This is a genomic window from Corynebacterium alimapuense, from assembly GCF_003716585.1.
Taxonomy (GTDB): domain Bacteria; phylum Actinomycetota; class Actinomycetes; order Mycobacteriales; family Mycobacteriaceae; genus Corynebacterium; species Corynebacterium alimapuense.
Map to the genome: position 1 here is coordinate 144,259 of NZ_PTJO01000003.1, position 22,114 is coordinate 166,372.

Below are 22,114 nucleotides of genomic sequence, written 5' to 3' on the forward strand. Positions count from 1 at the left end.
CCTTGTTTGGTAGAGGTCAAGCGGGGTGGTTGAGACCTAGCGGTCCAGAACGGACACGCCCGGAAGTTCCTTGCCTTCGAGGAATTCGAGGGAGGCGCCACCACCGGTGGAGATGTGGGAGAAGCCGTCTTCGTCGAGACCAAGCACTCGAACCGATGCGGCAGAGTCGCCGCCACCGACCACGGAGAAAGAGCCGTTGTTGGCGGTGGCATCGATGATGGCTTGGGCAACCCCTGCAGTACCGGCAGCAAAGGGCTCCATTTCGAACACACCCATGGGGCCGTTCCAGAACACGGTCTTGGAGGCAGCTAGGACCTCGGCGAACTTGGTGACCGACTCAGGTCCGATGTCCGGGGAGAGCCAACCTTCAGGAATGGAATCAAGCGCAACAATCTTGTGCTCGGCGGAGGCCGAGAACTCTGCTGCAGCCACGAGGTCGACAGGCAGGATGATCTTGTCGCCGAAGCGCTCCAACAGATCCTTACACGTATCAATCATCTCTTCCTGCAGGAGAGACTTCTGGGTGTTATAGCCCTGAGCTGCCAGGAAGGTGTAGCACATGCCGCCACCAATGATGATCTGGTCAGCCTTGCCGGCTAGTGCCTCGATCACGCCGAGCTTGTCGGAGACCTTGGAACCGCCAAGAATGACGACATAAGGCTTGGCCGGATTAGTGGCGGTCTTCTGCAGAACCGAGATTTCCTTCTCGACTAGGGTTCCGGCGTAGGCAGGCAGTCGCTTGGCGACGTCGTAGACCGAAGTCTGCGCGCGGTGAACGACACCGAAACCGTCAGAGACGAAGGCGCCGTTGTCGGCGGCCAAGGCAACAAGCTGGTCGGCGAACTCGCCGCGTGCTGCTTCATCTTTGGAAGTCTCACGAGCATCAAAGCGGACGTTTTCCAAGAGCAGGACATCGCCCTCGGTCAGGCCGTTAGCGCGCTCGTGGGCATCTTCGCCGACGACGTCGGCGGCCAGTGCCACATACTGATCCAGTGCTTCAGACAGTGCCTCAGCAACCGGGGCGAGCGAGAACTTGGGGTTAACTTCGCCCTTGGGACGACCAAGGTGAGCCATGACGATGACCTTCGCGCCGGCTTCAACGAGCGCGCGCAAGGTCGGCAGCGAAGCGGTAATGCGTCCGGCATCAGTGATCTCGCCCTCGCTGTTGAGCGGGACGTTGAAATCGGAACGGACGAGCACGTGGCGGCCGTCGACGCCCTCGTCGAGGAGATCCTGCAGAGTCTTTACAGTCATGACTGAATCCTTGATGTTGTCGGGTGAAAACCTGGCGACGCTTGCCCCGCGCCGCAGAGAGTCCGGATAGACCTACAGCCCGACGTGTGCCGAGGCACACCCCGGGCTGCAGGGAGGCACTCCCCCGGCCGGGCGTCTCTTACTATCTTAAGGACGCATCGGGGGAAGTACTGGAGATTGGAGATTAGAGCTTAGAAGCGACCAGCTCGGTCAGGCGCAGAAGCTGGCAGGTGTAGCTCCACTCGTTGTCGTACCAGGAAACGACCTTGACCTGATCGCCGATGACCTTGGTCAGGCCAGCGTCGAAGATGGAGCCATGGGGATCCTTGACGATGTCGGTAGAGACGATCGGATCTTCGGTGTAGGCCAGGGTCTCGCCGAACTCGCCGGTGGCGGCTTCCTTGATGAAAGCGTTGACCTCTTCGACGGTGGTCTCGCGGCTAGCAGTGAAGGTCAGGTCGGTGGCGGAACCGGTGATGACCGGAACGCGCAGTGCGTAGCCATCGAGCTTGCCCTTAAGCTGCGGGAGCACGAGGGCGACGGCAGCGGCAGCACCAGTGGAGGTCGGGACGATGTTGACTGCGGCTGCGCGGGCGCGACGAAGATCGGAGTGCGGTGCGTCATGCAGGCGCTGGTCACCGGTGTAGGCGTGGATGGTGGTCATCAGACCACGCTCGATGCCAATCTTCTCGTCCAAGACCTTGGCCATCGGGGCCAAGCAGTTGGTGGTGCAGGATGCGGCGGAGATGACGGTGTGGTTCTCCGGGTCGTAGTCCTGGTGGTTGACGCCGTAGACGAAGGTGGCGTCCTCATTCTTGGCCGGAGCCGAGATGATGACCTTCTTGGCACCTGCCTCGACGTGAGCCTTAGCTGCTTCAGCATTGGTGAAGAAGCCGGTGGACTCAATGACGATGTCGACGTTGTGGGCGGCCCAGTCCAGGTTCTTCGGGTCGCGCTCAGCAGAAACGGCGATGCGCTTGCCACCGATGGTGATCGATTCTTCGTCGTACTCGAAGTCTTGGTCGATCTTGCCGAGAATGGAGTCGTACTTCAGCAGAGTGGAGAGGGTCTTGTTGTCGGTCAGATCATTGACCGCGACGATCTCGATGTTCTCGCTGCGCTCCATGACTGCGCGGTAGAAGTTACGGCCGATACGGCCGAAGCCGTTGATGCCAACGCGGGTGGTCACAATAATCTCCTAGGGCTTGAGTAAACGTGTCCGAAAGCGATCTCGATCAGTCTAAAGACGGTCTGTCCTAAGACGGTGATCATGGTCGTTCGTTACTCAGTTTAGCGAGAGTCAGCCCACCTTGCAGTGACCACTCAAACATTGCTTCCTGTCTATCTTTGCCCGTTATTGACCAGATCTTTTTGCTATCCCCGCACTCAGTTCCGAAATGGCCCTTATCAGGGCTAATTCAGCCCCTTCACGGGGAGATCCTGGCCAGTTGGTCGGCAAAAACTGTAGGCAGACTCCCTCACCCACCCCCAAATGTCACTCTTAGGTCCCATTGTGGGATACCGCACAATGGGTTCCTGAATTAAAATCTACGCATCATCAAGCAGGTCTTCGGTGACCGCTTCCCCAGTATCCGAGATACCTAGTTCCCGCGCCCGCTTGTCAGCCATCGACAACAATCTTCTGATTCGCCCGGCCACCGCATCCTTGGTCATCTGCGGGTCGGCCAGCCGACCGAGTTCTTCCAGGGATGCCTGACGATGCTGGACGCGGAGTTGACCAGCCTCTGCCAGATGCTCCGGAACATCGTCGCCGAGAATATGCATAGCGCGCTCCACCCTGGCTGCAGCGGCAATGGCTGCACGGGCTGAACGCCTTAAGTTGGCGTCATCAAAGTTGGCCAACCGGTTAGCAGAGGATCGAACTTCGCGGCGCATGCGCTTGTCCTCCCATTCCAGGCGCACTTGCTGAGCACCCATCCGAGTCAACAAGGCACCGATAGCATCGCCATCTCGGATAACTACTCGATCTGCTCCCCGAGTTTCCTTGGTCTTGGCAGTGATTCCCAACCGCCGGGCACAGCCCACCAACGCCAAGGCTGCCTCTTGGCAGGGGCAAACAACCTCCAACGCTGAGGAACGGCCAGGCTCAGTTAACAACCCATGAGCCATGAATGCGCCTCGCCACGCAGCCTCGTTGTCCGCTACGGTACCGCCAATGACCTGCGGAGGCAGACCTACCACTCGGTGGCCAGAACGGGTCACCAGGCCAAGCCTTCGACAGACTTCATCAGCGCCTTCGTTGACCCTAAGCAGATGACGGGAGCTCTTGCTCATCCCCCCGGGTCCGATGATGTGGGAATGTACTTTGACTCCATAAAGCTCGGCCAAAGAGTTACTCAACCGTCGGGCCACATCTGCGCGATCGACTTCAACCTCGATGACCACGCGGCCAGCGATTATTTCCATCTGCCCAGCAAAGCGCAGCAGCGCAGCTGTCTCTGCTGCGCGCTGCGATTGCCGGGGAGGCGCCGTCCTGGCGAGTTCGTCCTTGACTCTAGCGGTCAATGTCACGGATTCGACTGCCTTCCTGATTGAGAGTTTTGCATCCGAGATAGTTTAGTCGGCCAGCCGAGCAGACTGGTAGATCGCCGAAATCGCTTCAGAAAGTCGTGCAGGATCATGCAGGTTGCTGGCTTGTCCCGTCTCATTTCGCTGGCGAACCTGATCAAAAATCACCTCGGCACCCAGCGATTGAGCAGCTCTTTCGAGGTACCTTCGCTCAGTACTACTGGGCAGAATATGACCATCGACAAGGATCCGATCCACTCTCAACGAGGGGGCATGCTGGCTGAGCATGTGCAAATGACGCTCGGAAGAAAAACCTTGGGTCTCCCCTGGCTCCGCCGAGAGATTGAGCACTACTACTTTCAAAGCATCGGTGGAATTGAGCGCATCGACAATCCCCGGGACCAGCAAGTGTGGAATAACCGAAGAAAACCAGGATCCGGGACCAAGGGTGACCAGATCGGCGTCCAGAATCGCTGCGACCGCATCTGGATTTGCCTCCGGCTGCTCAGGGAGCAACCGGACTCGGCGCACTGCACCCGGGGTGCTGGCTACGGCGACTTGGCCGCGAACCGGTCGCATCACGCGAGGATCATCATCTAGGCCAGAAACATCTGCCTCAATGTCTAGGGGCTGATTACACATGGGAAGGACCCGCCCCTGAGAGTGAGTCAGTTCCCCGACCGTGTCCAGGGCAGCTTGTTCGTTGCCCAGCACGCTGGTCAATCCGGCGATAAGAAGGTTCCCCACCGCATGCCCAGCTAAGGCTCCGGTACCACCAAAGCGGTGTTGGAGGGCCTGTGCCCACATGCTGCCGTGCTCATCATCCTGGGCTAGGGCAGCTAGTGCCATCCGTAAATCTCCGGGCGGGATTATTCCCAGCTCGCGGCGTATCCGGCCAGAGGATCCGCCATCATCAGCGACGGTCACGATAGCGGTAATAGAATCAGGTGCACTGAGCTTGGCAGCAACCAGTGTCTGGTAGAGGCCGTGGCCTCCTCCCAGCGAAGTAAATTTCATCGAAGTCTCCGTGGATTCTTCAGCTGCGGTCGATATCGCGGTGGATAACATTGACGTCGGTATCGCCTACTGCATTCAGGCGGCGACCGATCTCTTCAGAGACGGCGACCGAGCGATGGTGACCTCCAGTGCAGCCGACGGCGATGGTAATAAAGCTCTTGCCTTCGTGCTGATAACCCTCAAGCATGGAGGCAAACATCGTGATGAAATTGTCGATGAATAGCCCCACGCCATCCCGAGAAAGTACGTAGTCAGAAACTGGGGCGTCGATCCCACGGAACCCACGCAGCTCAGGAACCCAATAAGGATTAGCAATGAAGCGGACGTCGATCATCAAATCGGCATCGCGGGGGGCGCCATGCTTGAAACCAAAAGACTCAATGGTCACATGTTGCCGGTTATGCGCCATATTGCCGAATGAAGCCTCGATGGCTCGCCTTAAGTCATGCACCGACAGGTTGGAGGTGTCAATGATGATGTCCGAGTTGGCCTTCAGCTCCAGTGTCAGCTCACGCTCCCGATCGATTCCGAGGTGAAGGGTGTCGCTTCCCTGAAGCGGATGGGTACGACGAACGCTGTCAAAGCGGCGAATGAGAACGTCATCGCGGGCATCCATAAATAGAACGGTCGGGCCAATTCCGCGTTCTTTCAAATCTGCCAAGATATCTTTGAAGCTGCCGTGGAACATGCGGCTGCGAACATCGGTAACTAGAGCGACTTTGTCTACGGGAGAATCCTCGCTGACACACAGCTCAAGGAACTCCGGTATCAGCTGGGGCGGCAGGTTATGGGTAACGAAAAAACCCTTATCCTCAAGAACCCGGGCAGCCGAGCTGAGACCACCTCCGGACATGCCGGTGATCAACACCGGAGGTGTGGTGAAGCTGGTCTGGGCGGCTGGGGCGCGTCCCTCAGGGTTCTCGATCATGCTGCCCATCCTATCCTGGCAGGCACCGATCCGACCCCTAAGTCGCGTTAGCCGCTGCTTTCCTTGTGTAAGCCGGCATAGACCGCGGCAGCGAGTTTCGGCCCAAAACCAACGACCTGTTCGATCTCTTCAACGCTGGCCAGGCGAAGTTTTTTCACCGATCCGAAGTGCTTCACCAACTCGGTTCTACGGCTAGCGCCAAGGCCGGAAATTCCGTCGAGTTCCGAGACGCGCATGCGCTTGGAACGCTGCTGGCGGTGATAGGTGATAGCGAAACGGTGGGCCTCATCGCGAATCTGCTGAAGCAAATAGAGCCCCTGGGAGTTACGCGGCAGAATCAACGGATCGGCCTCCCCCGGTATCCAAATCTCCTCAAGGCGCTTGGCCAACCCCACCAGGGTGACATCGACAATGCCGAGCTCATCGAACACCTTCTGAGCCGCAGCGACCTGTGGAGCACCACCATCGACGATATAAAGGTTTGGTGGGTAGGCGAAGCGCCGATGATCGGTGCTCATCTCTTCTACTGTGCTCTCATCGCTAAAACTTTGTTCCAGCACCTGCTCATCGGGCACCGATCGCTTGTCTTGGTGGTGCCGCAGAAAACGCCGACGGGTGACTTCAGCAATGGAACCTACGTCATCGGAGCGCCCGTCTCCCGCAGCTTCCTTGATGCGGTAGCGCCGATAATCGGCCTTGGTGGGCAAACCATCTTCGAAAACCACCAAGGAAGCCACGACATCGGTGCCTTGGATATGGGAAATATCAGTGCATTCGATGCGCAAAGGGGCTTGCTCTAGGCCTATCGCCTCTTGGATATCTGCCAGCGCTGCGGAACGGGCAGTGAGATCGCCGACTCGTTTGAGTTTGTGCTGGCGAAGGGCGTCGCGCGCATTCTTTTCTACCGTTTCCATCAGCGCCCGCTTGTCGCCGCGCTGAGGCACTCGCAGATCAGTCCCTGATCCACGCAAGCCCGCAATCAGGTCGGTGACCTGGGTCAGATCCTCCGGCAATACCTGTACCAGGATCTCCCTCGGGATAACCGCACCAGGCTTGGTCAATTCGTGGGAGAGCTTATCGACACCCCGTCGTTGCAGCTTTTCCTGCTCATCTTGCTCTTCCAGCTGGGCACGCTCTACGGCATCCCCGTAAAACTGGACCAAGAAGCTCTGCATGATCGCCGGCAGCGCCGGATCCTGCTCATCTTGGCCATCTTGATCGCTCCAAGCAGAATCGGCATGGTCACCGGATTTTTCTACTACCCAGCCGCGCTGCCCACGAATTCTTCCACCACGGACATGGAAGACCTGCACGGCGGCCTCGAGTTGGTCGGTGGACACGGCGATAATGTCGGCGTCGGTTCCATCTCCTAGCACTACCGATTGCTGTTCCATGACCTTTGTGATGGCGGCCAGATCATCGCGCAGCCGAGCCGCGCGTTCAAAGTCGAGCTCCTCGGCGGCCTGCTCCATCTCCGAAGTCAGTTGCCGTTGAACCGGATCGGTGCGCCCGCCCATAAAGGAGACGAATCCGTTGACGATCTCCCGATGCTCTTCCGGGCTGACCCTCCCCACGCACGGCGCTGAACATTTATCGATGTAGCCAAGCAAACAGGGGCGTCCGAGGTATTCGTGCCGGTTGAATACGCCCTTGGCACAGGTCCGCATGGGAAAGACTCGGATCAACAGGTCAAGAGTCTCGCGGATGGCCCACGCATGGGAATAGGGACCAAAATAGCGGACGCCACGACGTCGTGGCCCACGGAAAAAGAAAGCCCGCGGGATAGTCTCCCCCGTGGACACTGCCAATAGCGGATAGGTCTTATCATCGCGATACTTGACATTGAAGCGTGGATCAAACTTTTTAATCCAGGTGTATTCCAGCTGGAGTGCCTCAACCTCGCTGGAGACTACCGTCCATTCGACGGCCGCCGCAGTCAAGACCATCTGGCGAGTGCGCGGATGCAGGACGCTGACGTCCTGGAAGTAATTTGAGAGCCGGGAACGCAGATTCTTGGCTTTGCCGACGTAGATCACTCGTCGGTGCTCATCCCGAAATTTATAGACTCCCGGATCCGTAGGGATGGCCCCGGGTGCTGGGCGGTACGTGCTTGGGTCTGCCAAGGATTAGTCCTGCGGCATGTAGGCGGCCTCGAGCTCACGGAACTCAGAGACTGCGCTAATAGCGGATTGACCGTCGCCGGCCTGGATCGCCCACATCGGAACGTACTCGAATTCGGGCAGCTCTAGCCGAGCCATGCGCGAGCCCTGCGGGAAGGATAGGCCATAGATGACCGTCCAGGGGTAAAAGCGAGTGCCGACAATGTTGCGGACTTCCACTCCATCGGAATTGGCGCGGACGCGAGGTCGAGTGAAGGAAAGGTAGGCCAAGACCGAGATGACCACACCAACTAGAGGAAAAGCGAACTTATCGATAGTGGTTACAGCGGCACCGGTGAACTCTACGTCCACCACTGCGCCCATAAACAGGTGGATAACCATGACCACGACCACGCAAATCCAGGCGATCTTGCGCAGGTACCGGGAACGAACCTCAAACTCCCATGGCTGGGTGGTGGTCACCGCGTGGGGATCTAGCGCGTTATAGACGGCTAGCTCTTGATCAGTCAGCGACTTACGGGAATTATTCTCGGCGTCCACGGCGTTATCTTTCATGTTGTCCACGGCGGTTAGCGGCAGTGATACTCATTCTAACCGCAGGTTGAGCGGATCGATCTAATGGTCAAGGCGGCGTCGAGCGCGGCGGTCATGGCCTCTGCACCCTTATCTTCTACCGAGTCCGAAAAACCGGCGCGGTCAATGGCCTGCTGCTGGTCATTGGTAGTGAGTACTCCATTGCCCACGGGGGTGGCAGCATCCAAAGCAATGCGAGTTAGACCTGCGGTGACTGAGTCACACACGTAGTCAAAGTGGGGGGTGCCACCGCGAATGACGCATCCTAGTGCCACGACGGCATCATGAGTACGTGCCAGCTCTTGGACCAGCACTGGCAGCTCTAGAGCGCCGGTGACATGGACCTCAGTGACTGTCGAGACTCCAAATTCGTTGGCAGTCTCTACCGCTCGGATACGCATCTGTTCGCAGATCTCGGTGTTCCAACGAGCAGTAACTACTGCCACGCTGAGCCCAGAGGCGTCCAACTTCCCCATTCCAGGCAGGCCTTCTTTGCTCATTTCGGCTCTCCCTCGGGGTGATCAGCATCCCATTGGTCCAGTGCTGGCAGGTCGTGCCCCATCCGGTCACGCTTGGTGCGCAGATAACGGATATTTTCCCGGTTCGGTTCCACTAAAACGGGGACTCGCCCGACAACCTCAACCCCGAGTTCAGCTAAAGCACTGCATTTGGCGGGATTATTGGTCAATAATGATAGCGAGGTCACGCCCAGATCGTCGAGGATCTGCCCGGCGGCGGAGTATTCACGAGAATCAGCAGGAAGTCCCTGCTCTAGATTGGCATCGACGGTATCGAGACCGCTGTCTTGTAGCCGATAAGCCTTGAGCTTAGACAAGAGCCCGATTCCCCGGCCTTCGTGACCACGGAGGTAGATGATGATTCCGCGGCCAGCTTCTTGGACCAAACGCATAGATTCATGCAGCTGAGGACCGCAATCGCAGCGATGGGAGCCGAATACGTCACCGGTGAGGCACTCCGAGTGGATTCGGACAAGAACCTCATCAGCACTGGTGACATCACCTACCACTAGCGCCACCAAATCATTGTTATGGATTGAGTGCTCGTAGCCATACATCCGGAAATAGCCGAAGGAGGTGGGCATACGGGTTTCGACGACGCGCTTAACCTGACGCTCAGTGCGTCGCCGGTAGGCGATCAATTGCTCGATGGAAATCATGCTCAAGCCATGCTCATCGGCGAATCTCCGCAGCTCTGGGCCGCGGGCCATATCGGTGGGATCTTCTTCGGAGACGATCTCGCAGAGCACTCCGGCTGGACGCAAACCAGCCAAGCGGGTCAGATCGATGGACGCCTCGGTATGCCCATCGCGAGCCAGCACACCGCCGGCAACAGCACGTAACGGAACAACGTGTCCCGGCCGGGTGAAGTCTTTGCGACCGGTGCTGGGATCTGCCAAGCGGCGGATGGTCTCACAGCGGGAGGTAGCAGAAATGCCGGTCGAGCCAGTCGCCGCATCAACGGTCACGGTGTAGGCGGTATGCCTGGTGTCTTCGTTGTTAGCCACCATCGGAGGCAGATCGAGGCGATCACAATCGGCGCTAGTTAGCGGGGCGCAGATATAGCCGGAACTGTAGCGGACCATAAAGGCCACCAGCTCAGGGGTTGCTAACTCGGCTGCGAAGATGAGGTCACCCTCATTCTCACGATCTTCATCGTCGACGACGACCACGGCTTTACCAGCCGCGATGTCGGAGATTGCCTGCTCCACGCTGTCGAGTCGGAGGCTGCCCTTGGGGTCCACGGAATCGTCACTCACGTTGGTCACCTTAGCCCTTGGCCCCCCACTGGTCATCGTCGGCCCTTCCAGCGAGCATCTTCTCGACATACTTAGCTAATACATCGACTTCCAGGTTGACGACATCACCATGCTTCAGCTGGCCATGGGTGGTCTCTTCCAAGGTGGTCGGGATCAGGGAAACCTCGAACCAGCCATCCCCCACGGCCGAAACAGTCAAGGACGTGCCATTGACTGCAATGGAGCCCTTCTCCACGACATAGCGATCCACTTCCACTGGAAGGCTAAACCTGAGGACATCCCAATGCTCCGAAGAAGTCCTAGAAATCAGCTCTGCAGTGCCATCGACATGCCCTTGCATGATGTGGCCACCCAGCCTGGCGCCCACCTTCATGGCGCGCTCAAGGTTGACCGGAGAGCCCACCACCAAGTGTCCCAAACTGCTCCGATCGAGCGATTCCTGCATGACATCCGCTAGGAAGGAATCCGGAGTAAATTCCACCACAGTCAAGCACACGCCATTGACTGCAATGGAATCTCCGAGCGCAACATCGCTGAGAACAGTACTGGCATCAATACTCAATCGGAGGGCATCCCCCTGTGGTTCCAGCGCGGAGACTGCGCCGATTTCCTCGACTAGGCCGGTGAACATGGTGGTAATTAGTCCTTTCTAGAAAACTCGAGCAGGACGTCTTCGCCCAGCCTGGAGACATCATCGAGATGGAAGCGAGCGGCGTCGACAAGCGTTTGGCCGACCGCCCGAGAGAGTATCCCGCGGCCGTCGCCAAGCAGCATCGGTGCCAGGTAGGCACGCACGGTATCAACTACGCCTTCTTCAATGAATCCGGAAGCCAATCCGGCGCCGCCCTCGACCAAAATGTCTCGGTCACCTTTATCCCACAACGCCGCCATCGCCACAGAAATTTCCGGATATTGTTCAAAACCGAGCCGGTGCAGATTCTCGGCATATCCGCTTAGATCCCTGGTCCCAATGACGACTCGCCGCGGCTGACGCTCAGGGGGAGTCGCCTCATCGAGCCTGGCGGTCAACGAAGGATTATCTGCCAGAGCGGTCCCAGTGCCGATAATGATCGCGTCCCGGTGCAACCGATCTCGGTGCACGTCTCGTCGTGAGTGTTCTCCAGTAATCCACTGACTGCTGCCGTCAGAAGCAGCGGTAAATCCGTCGAGAGTCTGTGCAAACTTTAATGTCACATGCGGCCGGCCTAGGCGCAATGCGCTCAACCACGACTTTAATGCGGGCACGGTGGTCGACAGTTGGACAACCTCGACACCGTGATCACGCAAGTACTCAGCACCACCGGCCGCCTGTGCGTTGGGATCGGAGTGAACATAGTGCACTTGCCGAATCCCAGCCTCAACCAAGGCATGTGAACAGGGACCGGTGCGGCCACGATGGTTACAGGGCTCCAGCGTGACGACGGCGACGCCTCCCCTGGTTCGTTCACCGGCTGCCGCCAGCGCCATGATCTCTGCATGTGCGCCACCGGCAGGCTGAGTACCACCCACTCCGACCAGCTCCCCGGCCGCAGAGATAATCGCAGCACCCACCGGAGGATTCGGGCTAGTGGTGCCACGCACCTGGTCCCCGGCGGCTATTGCTGCTGCCAGAGCTTGGCCGATGCGATCATCCATAGTTAGACGCTAGCTAGGCGGCGAAGTTCCTCCACGGCGGCAGCCGGATCGGGCTTGCCATAGACCGCAGAACCGGCGACGAAAGCGTCACAACCAGCCTGTGCCGCAGACTCGATGGTCTTCTCAGAGATACCGCCGTCAATTTCGATCAGGATATCCAACCCGTTGGTATCAATGGCCTCACGCAAGATACGAACTTTCTCCAGCTGATCCGGCATGAAAGACTGCCCGCCAAAGCCCGGCTCAACGCTCATGACCAAGACGAGATCAAAGTGGGCAAGATCCGCCAGGTAGGGCTCAATCGGGGTGCCAGGCTTGAGGGAGAAACCAGCACGCACACCTTTATTACGAAGATGCTTAGCCAAGGCGACATGGTCCTCAGTGGCCTCGACGTGGAAGATTACGCAATCCGCGCCAGCATCAATATAGGAATCGACCCACTGCTCTGGGTTCTCAATCATCAAGTGCACATCAAGCACCTGATCTGTGACCTTATCCACGGTTTTGGTGATATCCGGTCCGAAGGAGAGATTCGGGACGAAATGTCCGTCCATGATGTCCACGTGAATCCAGTCAGCATTGGCGACAGCGCGGACCTGCTCGCCAAGTCGGGAGAAATCGGCAGCAAGAATCGAAGGTGAAAGAATCGGGGTAGCCATGTATTTGAGTGTACCCGGCAGCATGGGGTGTTCCGATGGTCAATTGCCACTAGAAAAGAGCTGGCTAGTAGCAAGTACAGAAAGCCGATCAGCGTGGTCCTCGGTAAGCGCAGAATATACTGCACAACCTGGGTCTACTTTCGTGTGTTAGGCGTTAGGCTAGACCAGAAAACTAGTTAAGGTCACCAAAACTACCTCGAGAAAAGAGCACTCTCATCATGTCTGGCACCACCGCACCTGCTGATCAACCCTTAGTACTGGCTGAAGACCGAGCCGATGGACAGATTAGATCGTTGACACTCAATCGCCATGTCAATCGCAACTGTCTTAATATCCCCATGTGCGAAGCCATTGAGCAATCCATGCTGACAGCGGTCACCGACGGTGCTCGAGTGGTTCTATTGCAGGGCGCAGGTACGGTGTTTTCCTCTGGAGCGGACCTTAGTGGTGGGGTCTACGCCGGTGGCTTCTACGGAAAACTCTTAGAGATGCTGGGCACCATCCAGACTTTGCCCATCCCAGTGGTCGCGTGGATCAATGGGCCAGCCATCGGTGCAGGTACTCAACTAGCAATGGCCTGCGATCTGCGAGTGGTATCGGATTCTGCGCTATTCCGAGTTCCGATTGGGGATGTGGCAATCGCTCTCGATGAGGTCACCATCGCGACTTTAGAAAACCTGGTGGGTGGTGCGCTGGCTCGCACGATGCTCTTTACTGGCGCATCGCTAAGCTCAGAAGAGGCGGTGTCCTCGGGATTTGCCGTCTCGGCAGGCGAGTTCGCTGATGGCCTAGCACTGGCAGAGCTCATCGCAGCCAAGGCGCCGTTGACGATGCGGCACCTTAAATATGAATTCGCTCGTACCTCGCACCGCCCCTTTGACCAGGCTTCCCGAGCTGAGGTTTCCGCGGCGGCTTGGCATTCCGAAGACGTCGAAGAATCCCGAGCCGCCCGAGCAGAGAAGCGCTCCCCGCGGTTCACTGGCCGCTGATCGCCTCGAAAGCTGGATCAGCCAGCCAGCCAGTCCAGCCGCAGGGTCAAGCCTGCTGGGACTCAGCCTTGCGCAGCACCGCAAAGAACATGGCGTCAGTGCCGTGGCGATGAGGCCACATCTGCACGCTCTTGTGGTGGCCAACCTCGGTCATCGGGGCAACCAGCTCGTGGGCATCAATCTCGACAGCACCTAGCTCGGTCACTGCTTTGTCCACGATCATCCGGGTTTCGCGCACATCCGGCGAGCACGTGGCATAGACCACGACGCCACCAGGGCGCACTAGATTCAAAGCGCTGGTCAATAACTCAAATTGGAGCGGGTTGAGACCTTCAATATCTGATTCTTCCTTGCGCCACCGAGCTTCTGGCCGACGACGCAGTGAGCCAAGACCAGAACAAGGTGCATCAACTAGGACGCGATCGTATCCTGCATCCAGTCCCGGATCGCGACCATCGGCAACGCGAACGGTCACCGGCAGCCCACGAGTGCTGTTTTCTACCAGCTTTGCGCGGTGCTTCGAGGATTCGACGGCGTCGAGATGCGCCCCATCGATCCCGGCTAGCGCACCAATGAGGGCTGCCTTTCCACCGGGGCCAGCACACAAGTCGAGCCAACGGCCATTGTCTGTGCCTTCCACTGGGGCCTCGACCACGGAACGGGCCACCAGCTGGGAGCCTTCATCCTGGACTGAGGCCAATCCCTGCTGGACCGGTTCCAAATCACCTGGGTCACCGGAGGGAAGGCGCACTGCATAGGGAGACCATGGGCCTTCTTCTCCCCCGGTAATCAATGCCAGTTCTTCAGCAGAGAGCTCACCTGGGCGAGCAACCAAGTGGACAGTGGGTCGATCGGAGTCCGCGGCCAATGCTTCTTCAAGATCTCCCAGGCCCAATACTCGGGAGAAGGATTCCGCGATCCAGAGCGGATGAGCGTTGCGGAATGCCGCGGCGGCGATTTCACCATCTGGGGTCAGCTGCTCAATCCACTGCTCCGGCTTAGTGCGGGAAATAGTGCGCATGATGGCGTTGGCAAAGCCCTTGGCCTTTTCATTGCCGCTGGCTTCGACGAGCCGGACAGTGGTATCGACCGCAGCGTGTGGCTCAACCCTGGTGTAGAGCAGCTGGTAAGCGCCTAGACGCAAGGCATCAAGCACCTCCGGGGCGATCTTTTTCACCGGACGAGACGAGCACTTGCCGATCACGGCATCGAGCACTCCCACGGTGCGCAAGGTGCCGTAGGTAATTTCGGTAGTAAAGGCAGCATCTCGTTCGATGATCTTCCGCTGGCGTAGTGCCTTGGGCAGAATCAAGTTGGCATAGGCATCATCTTTGCGGACTCGAGTAAGAATCTCGTAGGCAAGGACGCGTGGTTTATCCAAGCCAGGCGCGTCAAAACTGGGAGCGCTTTCTTTGCGCTGCTGCGTCGGTGCCGATGAGGCCTTCCGCGGTGGCTGTCCACTAGCGGAGCGCTTCGGGGATGAAGGCCGCTGGCTGTTGGCCTTGGCTGCCTCGTCGCTACCTTTCTTACTCCGAGACCTAAATCCGCCACTCATGAAAAGCTCACTTTCTCGCCGCTCTGCAGGCTCGCGTTGCCGCGGGCCCAGTCAGTAGCAGCCATCATCTTCTTACCTGGGGGTTGTACGCTGCCGAGTGAAATAACACCGGCGCCGGTTCCAACGAGGACATGCTTCCGATCAACCAATAGTTGGCCGGGGTCAAGCTCCACGAGTTCTTCGGATGCTCCGTCGACCATAGTGGCCGGACCGATCTTAATCCGGTCATCACCGAGCATCGTCCACGCACCCGGGCCTGGAGTATGAGCACGAATATGCCGATCTACGGCAAAAGCCGGAGTGTTCCAGTCCACGCGAGCATCCTCGGTAGAGATCTTGTGCGCGTAACTGGCTTCCCCGGTCTGCGGCTGAGCCATCAGTTCTCCGGACTCAAGACCATCCATCGTGGCCACGAGTAGGTCTGCCCCGGAATAGGCCAAGCGAGTCAAAAGATCATCAGCGGTGTCACTCGGACGGATGGTCTCAGTGACAGTGCCCAGCACTGGGCCGGTGTCTAGTCCCTCTTCAATGCGGAAAGCGGAAGCTCCGGTGATATCGTCCCCGGCTTTGATTGAGGCCTGCACTGGTGCCGCACCGCGCCAAGCCGGCAAGAGCGAGAAATGTAGATTGACCCAACCGTGGGTGGGCGCATCCAATAAGTCTGGCGGGACCAAGTTGCCATAAGCCACCACCGGGATAGCTTCCGGCGCCAGCTCTATGAGCCGCGCACGAAGAGCTTCCCCATCCTCGGTCCCAGCTTTGAGGGTGCTCGGGGTGAGGACTTCGATGCCGTGTTCCTGCGCGAGAGCAGAAACAGGTGAGGGGTGGAGCGTTCGCCCCCGCCCGCGTCGGGCGTCGGGCCGAGTGATCACGGCAAGGATCTCGTGTTCACTATCGATGAGTCTACGCAGTGCTACGACTGCGGGTTCCGGAGTACCGGCAAAGATCAAACGCATAATGAAGGCTCCTAGCTGGGGTTATTGAACCAGTCGGCGGTGCGAATACCGGCCATGACGGCCTTGCGGCGCTGCGGATCGAGGCGTTTGAGAAAGAGCACGCCATCCAAATGGTCACTTTCATGCTGGATGCAGCGAGACATCAGTCCGGAGGCAACCATCGAGATCGGGTTCCCCTTGCAATCTCGACCACTCACGCGGACCGTTTCAAAACGGACGGTCTCTTCGGTGACATCCGGGATAGACAAACATCCTTCGGGGCCACTCTGGGTGGTTTCTTCAATCTCTTCCCACACCGGATTGATGATGTGGCCGCGGAGTCCGTCTTCGACGTGGCTGCAGTCATAGACAAACACCCGTCGGGTGATTCCGATCTGGTTAGCCGCCAGGCCTACGCCCCCAGCCTCGTCCATGGTTTCGAGCATGTCCTCGACGAGGATGGATAAAGCGTCGTCGAATACGGTGATCTCGTCAGACCTGGTAGTGAGGACGGGGTCGCCGAATAGGCGGATTTCACGGACAGTCATGGGGCGTGCGGACTCCTTCATCGTTTGAGGTTGAGCACAAGTCTACTGCCCCGGTCAGATACTCCTGCCCCGGTCACGGGCTACCGCCCAAATGCGCCAATTGTTCGCTGTTTGGCGGCGATGCACCGGCAGCTTTCCCACCTAGTCTCGCTCAGATTTTCACCCCAACAGACTAGTTCTGGAGCGGTAAATCACTGAGCTGGAGGCAACCTCCATCAGACAGCATCCAACCCCCTCTCCCAGATAGTGGGTCCCTATCTAGGTTTCCGAGCCTTCCGGAACGATCACGGTGGCCACTACTATTGCGGTGATGAGCTCTGCCCAGAATGCTCAGTTTTTCGATATTAATGCCACCACCGACTACACAAGCCACCACGTGGCAGATATCGCAATCATTCAGGTCTTCCGCACAATCTGGAAGGGGGCCTTCCATGTCCAATAACCGTGCTGGTTGGCCTCGGGGCTGACCCCCTGGTGGTGGACACATTGAAACCAGCATCTCGCTTCCTTTTTTTAGGTAGGAAACGGGTAAAGACAATCCAAGGCCCATACATTTATCTCATTGATTGCGGAAAATCATCATTTTTTCTTGGCAATAAATTGTACAAATAGGGAAAGAATGAATGTATACGCGCAGACCAACGCTAAGGACGTAGTAGATATGTCAATACTTGAATGCCTAGAAGCATAGATTGCAAGGGCGACTACTGGAATAGTGAAAAAAGCGCCACTAAGGATTTTAAAAAACCTCGCGAGTTTTGCCTTTCCGAACGCTATAAATAGCAGAAAGTAGACAAATTATAAATCCTATAGTTAGTACGGTTGCAGTTATGCAAGAATGATCTTTTTTAGTTGTCTCGCGATTCAGTAGGTGCAGCTAACGGATGTAGTCCCAATAAAACTCAACTGGCCCTCAACCGAGAACTTCGATCACCCGATCTGAATCGGGTCCACCTGAATCCGCAAAGGCAGATTGTCCTTGTGTCCGGCACGCGCAATAGCTGCTGCGCGCAGCGCGGAGCCCAGTCCGGAACGAGGACCTGGCGGAGTGCGCAGCAAGATCCGCTGGGCGGGACCGAATCTGCGCTCATCATATTCTCCGGGCAGGCTGACCCCGGGGGGCAGGTCGACAGGCCCGAGCACTTCAGCGTTGTCGGGCAGCTCTACCAGTGAGAGGAACATGTCGAGGGAGGAATTGGCGCCATCAATTGCCGCCATATGTACTGCCGGCGGGAAGCCCACTTCCCGGCGTTGAGCAAGCTCTAAGGCAGCAGCGCCGACCATGTCCCAACGAATGAGCGATTGAACCACCGGCAGGCCAGGGTCAGCAACGACTACTACTTCCCCACCTTTGCTGTGTGGGGAGACCAACGTGGCCACTGATGCCCACTTGTCCAAGGCTTCTTCGGTGGCCCGCAAATCTTGGCGCCCCAACAGCGCCCAAGTATCAAGCAGCAGGGCCGCCCCATAAGCGCCACCGAGCACTCTGGGTTCAGCACCTGGTGTCGCCACGACTAACGCAGCTGAATTCTCCACGTCTGCCACGATCCGGTTGCCGCCAGAAGAAATGACTCGGGTCTGGGAAAAGGCCCGGCCCAGCTCCTCCGCGGTCCTTTCAGTACCTAAGACCACTGCGCGCAGCTTGACTGAGCCGCATTCTCCACAGCGGTAGTGGGCATCGGGCCGCCCACACCAGCGGCAGGTGGGAACCCCGCCTTGATGCGCACCGTGAGAGGGCAGCCCGACCGGACCATTGCACTGCCGACAGCGTGCTGGAGCGCGGCAGTTGCCACAGGCCAGCGTCGGCACATAGCCCTTTCGCGGGACCTGAATCAGGGCTGGCTCATCGCGATCAAGCGCACGCCGCAACGCTTCGAAAGCCACCATTGGCAGCCGTGCGGAACCGGCCCGAGGATCACGAACCAGTTCAAACTCAGAGTCCGCGGCAGCCCGGATCATCGGCATTCTAGTGCGCAGGGTTTCTCTCGGGGCCACTAAATCGTGTGCCCACCCAGATTCCACCAGCAGCTGCGATTCTGCGGTGCGGGTGTGCCCGGCCAGGATGAGCGAGCAGCCTTCCAGCGCGCTACGCGTAGTCAAGACCTCTCGGGCGTGGATATAGGGAGCCCGCGGATCCACCAAGTTGTCATCGCCATCATGCAGGATGACGGCCAACCGCAAATCAGCCACTGGGGCAAAGGCCGCAGAACGAGTACCCACCACCAATCGCCCTTGGCCGTGCAGGATGGAGAGAAAGCGCCGGTAGCGGGCTTGTGGTCCCAGCCCAGAAGTCAGCGTCGTGACTTGTTTCGCCGAGACCAGCTCGCGGAGTGCGAATTCCAGTGCATCCACATCTCGCTGGTCTGGGACCACCAATAGTGCTCCCCCGCCGTCTTTGACCACCTTTACCGCCAGCCCAGCTAGTGCTTGGGCCCAGTTATCTCCGGGGGCGATCTGCCAGGCAGCCCGCGCTGAAGCTCCACCAACCACGGCGTCTACAAAGGACTCGCCGAATTGATAGGCCGACCACCCAGAAAGGTCGGGCTCAGTTACTGGTCCAAGTTTTTCCCAGGGAGTATCGGTGGCAGATTCTTCTGCTTTGGCGTGCCGCGAAGGCACGGCAGCTCGGATGATATCGGAGCGGGTGCCGCCATAGCGGGCGGCGAGGGCGTCGATAAGCCGGGCGGTAGATTCGGGATAGACCACATCCGGGGAGATCACCCGCTCGAGATACTTTAAGTTCCCATCGTGGGAAGAACGCTCGGTTCTTTCGAGGATGACCGCATCGACCAGCCGGCCGGAAAATCGGATCCGCACGCGCACGCCGGAGGCAGCGTATTCATCTTGCTCAGCATCAATGAGGTAGTCGAAGGGCCGGTCGAGATGCGGCAGGCCCAATAATGGCAAGACCCGCGCCACCGGCCGATCAGTGGCGGGGACGCGGGCTGGAGACATGGACAGGAATTCTACAGGGCGGCCTTGAGGGCGTCGATACGGTCTAGGCGTTCCCAAGGAAGATCCAAGTCGAGGCGGCCGAAGTGGCCATAGGCTGCCGTCTGCCGGTAGATCGGCCGCAACAGGTCCAGATCCCGGATGATTGCGGCCGGGCGCAGATCAAAGACGCGCTCCACGGCGCCTTGGATGGCCTCATCACTGAGCCCCTCCGCAGCCGTGCCGAAGGTCTCCACATACAAACCGACGGGCTTGGCGCGACCGATGGCATAGGCCACCTGAACTTCTGCGCGGGCTGCCAGTTTGGCGGCGACGATATTCTTAGCCACCCAACGCATGGCGTAGGCAGCCGAGCGATCAACCTTTGAGGGATCCTTGCCGGAGAAGGCACCGCCGCCGTGGCGGGCCATGCCGCCATAGGTGTCCACGATAATCTTGCGGCCGGTCAGCCCAGCATCGCCCATCGGTCCGCCGAGGACGAAAGAGCCGGAAGGATTAATCAGCAGGGTCAAATCTTCATCAACCATGTCGCTGATTTTGGCATCGGCGACGACCCAATCCACCACGTGTTTGCGCAGCTCGGCGGCCAACCATTCCTGGGTGACCTCGGGGCTGTGCTGAGTGGAGATGACAATGGTATCCAAGCGCACCGGGCGATCATCAGCGTCATAAGCGAAGGTGACCTGGGTCTTGCCATCGGGCCGCAGGTTGGGCACGATGTTTTCCTTGCGCACCTGGCTCAGCCGGCGGGAAAGCCGGTGCGCAATCGCGATCGGCAACGGCATGTATTCCTCGGTTTCATTCGAGGCGTAGCCAAACATGAGTCCCTGATCGCCGGCGCCGGCTAGGTCATCGTCATCAATAGAGCCGCCGGAGCGAACCTCATGGGAGGTATCCACGCCCTCACCGATCTCGGTGGACTGCTCACCAATGGCGATATTGACGCCACAAGTAGTGCCGTCGAAGCCAACATCAGAGGAGATGAAGCCAATATCGCGCAAGGTCTGACGCACCAGCCGCGGGATCTCGACGTAGCCGCTGGTGCGCACCTCGCCGGCCACATGGACCTGGCCGGTGGTGACCATAGTTTCTACGGCGACGCGGGCGCCGGGATCGACAGTGAGAATCTGGTCGAGGATCGCATCGGAGATGGCGTCGCAGATTTTGTCAGGGTGGCCTTCGGTCACCGACTCGCTGGTAAATAGGCGGACCGGCACGGGGCGGTCAAACGCGACGGTCGTGGTGGCGGCATCTTCAGCCAAGGGAGTGCTTCTTTCGTTGAATGTTGGACATCCGAATCAGGTCTCCGCCCAATATAGACCAAGCTGTCTACGAACGTCAATCTAGCGAGGCTAAATCATCTACTGCAGCCAAGATCTCGGCTGCCACCGCATGCTTGGAACCCTCTGGAATCTCCGTCACGCGACCATCAGCAGCCAATAGCCAACCTTGATTATGCGACTGCCCAAAGACCTTGCCCGTGCCGACTTCGTTGCACATCAATAAGTCACAGCCCTTACGTGCCAACTTCGCCTGCGCATGCTCTAGCGCACTAAGCCGCTCATCGCCGGTCTCGGCGGCAAACCCGATAATCAACGTTGACGCAGCTAGCTCACCGGCGCTGCGTCGCTGGACCGTCGTGGCCAAAATATCCGGGTTTTCTACCAGCTCAATGCTGGCAAGGGCGCTATCATCGGCACCCTTCTTTAACTTCGCGCCGGCCTGGGCTTTGGGCCGAAAGTCCGCCACTGCCGCGGCCATGATGATCACATCGGCCGATCCAGCATGCTTATCGACGCTCGCGGCCATCTCCCGCGCCGAGGTCACCTTCTCTACTACCGCACCGGAGGGCACCGGAAGATCTTCCGTATCTCCCGCGATAATGGTCACCTGCGCACCCCTGTGCGCGGCGATCTCCGCCAAGGCGAATCCTTGGCGCCCAGAAGAACGATTGCCTAAGAAACGCACTGGATCCAGATTCTCCTGTGTGCCGCCTGCGGTGATTAACACTGTGCGGCCTGCCCAATCATGCGGCAAGCGGTGACCTGCGAGCGCTACGCGCACTAGCTGCGCGATCTGTCCTGCTTCCGGCAACCGGCCAGGCCCAGTATCAGTACCAGTCAGCCGACCGTGGGCTGGCTCCAGCACGATTATTCCCCGGCTGCGCAGCGTATCGACGTTCGCTTGCGTTGCCGCATTCAGCCACATCTCGGTATGCATCGCCGGGGCGACAATCACCGGACAGGTGGCCACCAATACGGTGGCAGTGAGTAGGTCATCAGCTCGACCAGCCACCAGCCGAGCCATAAGATCAGCGGTAGCCGGGGCGATAACTATCGCATCAGCTTCCTGGCCTAAGCGAACATGCTGGACCTGATCGACTGCTTCATAGACCGAGGTAGCCACCGGATGCCCACTGAGTGCCTCGAAGGTAGCGGCACCAACAAAGTTGAGCGCATTGGAAGTGGGCACCACGCGGACGTCATCGCCAGCTTCCTTGAGATCTCGGACCAGATGGCACGCCTTATAGGCGGCAATTCCACCTGATACTCCAACGATGATCCTTCGCGGCGACTGCTGCTGCTTGGTCATGCTCAACTCCCCTGGTTGCAAATTTCTAAGACGTCTACCCGATCCCCGACT

At 58.5% G+C, this 22,114-nt stretch carries 20 protein-coding genes; 2 read left to right on the forward strand and 18 right to left on the reverse strand.

The window, feature by feature from the left end:
* Window positions 1-36 precede the first annotated feature (36 nt).
* From pgk to rpe, 12 genes are all read right to left on the reverse strand, one after another.
* Window positions 37-1,254, reverse strand: coding sequence for a phosphoglycerate kinase (pgk, locus tag C5L39_RS02135; protein ID WP_123047248.1), 1,218 nt, complete (start codon window positions 1,252-1,254; stop codon window positions 37-39).
* Window positions 1,255-1,438: 184 nt separating this feature from the next.
* Window positions 1,439-2,443, reverse strand: a complete 1,005-nt coding sequence (gene gap, locus C5L39_RS02140; RefSeq protein ID WP_123047249.1) for a type I glyceraldehyde-3-phosphate dehydrogenase — start codon at window positions 2,441-2,443, stop codon at window positions 1,439-1,441.
* 359 nt (window positions 2,444-2,802) lie between these two features.
* Complete coding sequence (gene whiA / locus C5L39_RS02145; protein WP_123047250.1) at window positions 2,803-3,786, reverse strand: DNA-binding protein WhiA; 984 nt, start codon at window positions 3,784-3,786, stop codon at window positions 2,803-2,805.
* 45 nt (window positions 3,787-3,831) lie between these two features.
* Window positions 3,832-4,851 carry a gluconeogenesis factor YvcK family protein gene (locus C5L39_RS02150; RefSeq protein WP_123047251.1) on the reverse strand — a complete coding sequence of 340 codons (1,020 nt, stop codon included), beginning with the start codon at window positions 4,849-4,851 and terminating at the stop codon, window positions 3,832-3,834.
* Complete coding sequence (gene rapZ, locus C5L39_RS02155; protein WP_245974848.1) at window positions 4,820-5,728, reverse strand: RNase adapter RapZ; 909 nt, start codon at window positions 5,726-5,728, stop codon at window positions 4,820-4,822. The genes C5L39_RS02150 and rapZ overlap by 32 nt, the downstream gene beginning before the upstream one ends.
* A gap of 47 nt (window positions 5,729-5,775) precedes the next feature.
* Window positions 5,776-7,851, reverse strand: a complete 2,076-nt coding sequence (uvrC, locus tag C5L39_RS02160; protein ID WP_123047253.1) for an excinuclease ABC subunit UvrC — start codon at window positions 7,849-7,851, stop codon at window positions 5,776-5,778.
* A gap of 3 nt (window positions 7,852-7,854) precedes the next feature.
* Window positions 7,855-8,403 carry a PH domain-containing protein gene (locus tag C5L39_RS02165; RefSeq protein WP_123047254.1) on the reverse strand — a complete coding sequence of 183 codons (549 nt, stop codon included), beginning with the start codon at window positions 8,401-8,403 and terminating at the stop codon, window positions 7,855-7,857.
* Between the two features lie 35 nt (window positions 8,404-8,438).
* Window positions 8,439-8,921: a 6,7-dimethyl-8-ribityllumazine synthase gene (gene ribH / locus C5L39_RS02170; RefSeq protein ID WP_123047255.1), complete on the reverse strand. Its 483-nt coding sequence runs from the start codon at window positions 8,919-8,921 to the stop codon at window positions 8,439-8,441.
* Complete coding sequence (locus C5L39_RS02175; RefSeq protein WP_123047256.1) at window positions 8,918-10,234, reverse strand: bifunctional 3,4-dihydroxy-2-butanone-4-phosphate synthase/GTP cyclohydrolase II; 1,317 nt, start codon at window positions 10,232-10,234, stop codon at window positions 8,918-8,920. Before C5L39_RS02175 ends, ribH begins: the two co-directional genes overlap by 4 nt.
* A complete protein-coding gene (locus C5L39_RS02180) occupies window positions 10,209-10,829 on the reverse strand; it encodes a riboflavin synthase (protein WP_123047257.1) in 621 nt (206 codons plus the stop codon). The genes C5L39_RS02175 and C5L39_RS02180 overlap by 26 nt, the downstream gene beginning before the upstream one ends.
* 8 nt (window positions 10,830-10,837) lie before the next feature.
* Window positions 10,838-11,833 (reverse strand): bifunctional diaminohydroxyphosphoribosylaminopyrimidine deaminase/5-amino-6-(5-phosphoribosylamino)uracil reductase RibD, encoded by a 996-nt coding sequence (gene ribD, locus C5L39_RS02185; protein WP_123047258.1) that lies wholly within the window; start codon window positions 11,831-11,833, stop codon window positions 10,838-10,840.
* Between the two features lie 2 nt (window positions 11,834-11,835).
* Window positions 11,836-12,492, reverse strand: a complete 657-nt coding sequence (gene rpe / locus C5L39_RS02190) for a ribulose-phosphate 3-epimerase (RefSeq protein WP_123047780.1) — start codon at window positions 12,490-12,492, stop codon at window positions 11,836-11,838.
* 218 nt (window positions 12,493-12,710) lie between these two features.
* On the opposite strand from rpe, the gene C5L39_RS02195 reads away from it, so the two are divergent.
* Window positions 12,711-13,481: an enoyl-CoA hydratase gene (locus C5L39_RS02195; protein WP_123047259.1), complete on the forward strand. Its 771-nt coding sequence runs from the start codon at window positions 12,711-12,713 to the stop codon at window positions 13,479-13,481.
* A 46-nt stretch (window positions 13,482-13,527) separates the two neighbouring features.
* Here the strand turns inward: C5L39_RS02195 and C5L39_RS02200 are convergent, their stop codons facing one another.
* The 3 genes from C5L39_RS02200 to def are packed head-to-tail and all read right to left on the reverse strand — an operon-like array spanning window position 13,528 to window position 16,519.
* The gene (locus C5L39_RS02200) at window positions 13,528-15,036 is read right to left on the reverse strand and encodes an RsmB/NOP family class I SAM-dependent RNA methyltransferase (RefSeq protein WP_123047260.1); all 1,509 of its coding nucleotides are present in this window, start codon (window positions 15,034-15,036) and stop codon (window positions 13,528-13,530) included.
* A complete protein-coding gene (gene fmt, locus C5L39_RS02205) occupies window positions 15,033-15,992 on the reverse strand; it encodes a methionyl-tRNA formyltransferase (RefSeq protein WP_123047261.1) in 960 nt (319 codons plus the stop codon). Before fmt ends, C5L39_RS02200 begins: the two co-directional genes overlap by 4 nt.
* 11 nt (window positions 15,993-16,003) lie before the next feature.
* A complete protein-coding gene (gene def / locus C5L39_RS02210; RefSeq protein WP_206750001.1) occupies window positions 16,004-16,519 on the reverse strand; it encodes a peptide deformylase in 516 nt (171 codons plus the stop codon).
* 310 nt (window positions 16,520-16,829) lie between these two features.
* On the opposite strand from def, the gene C5L39_RS10920 reads away from it, so the two are divergent.
* Complete coding sequence (locus C5L39_RS10920) at window positions 16,830-16,961, forward strand: hypothetical protein (protein WP_281270218.1); 132 nt, start codon at window positions 16,830-16,832, stop codon at window positions 16,959-16,961.
* A gap of 488 nt (window positions 16,962-17,449) precedes the next feature.
* On the opposite strand, the gene C5L39_RS02215 is transcribed toward C5L39_RS10920, so the two are convergent.
* From C5L39_RS02215 to coaBC, 3 genes are all read right to left on the reverse strand, one after another.
* On the reverse strand, window positions 17,450-19,474 hold the full coding sequence (locus tag C5L39_RS02215) for a primosomal protein N' (protein ID WP_123047263.1): 2,025 nt from the start codon (window positions 19,472-19,474) through the stop codon (window positions 17,450-17,452).
* A gap of 11 nt (window positions 19,475-19,485) precedes the next feature.
* On the reverse strand, window positions 19,486-20,688 hold the full coding sequence (gene metK / locus C5L39_RS02220) for a methionine adenosyltransferase (protein WP_123047781.1): 1,203 nt from the start codon (window positions 20,686-20,688) through the stop codon (window positions 19,486-19,488).
* Between the two features lie 121 nt (window positions 20,689-20,809).
* Window positions 20,810-22,063: a bifunctional phosphopantothenoylcysteine decarboxylase/phosphopantothenate--cysteine ligase CoaBC gene (gene coaBC, locus C5L39_RS02225; protein WP_123047264.1), complete on the reverse strand. Its 1,254-nt coding sequence runs from the start codon at window positions 22,061-22,063 to the stop codon at window positions 20,810-20,812.
* Between the last annotated feature and the right edge of the window lie 51 nt (window positions 22,064-22,114).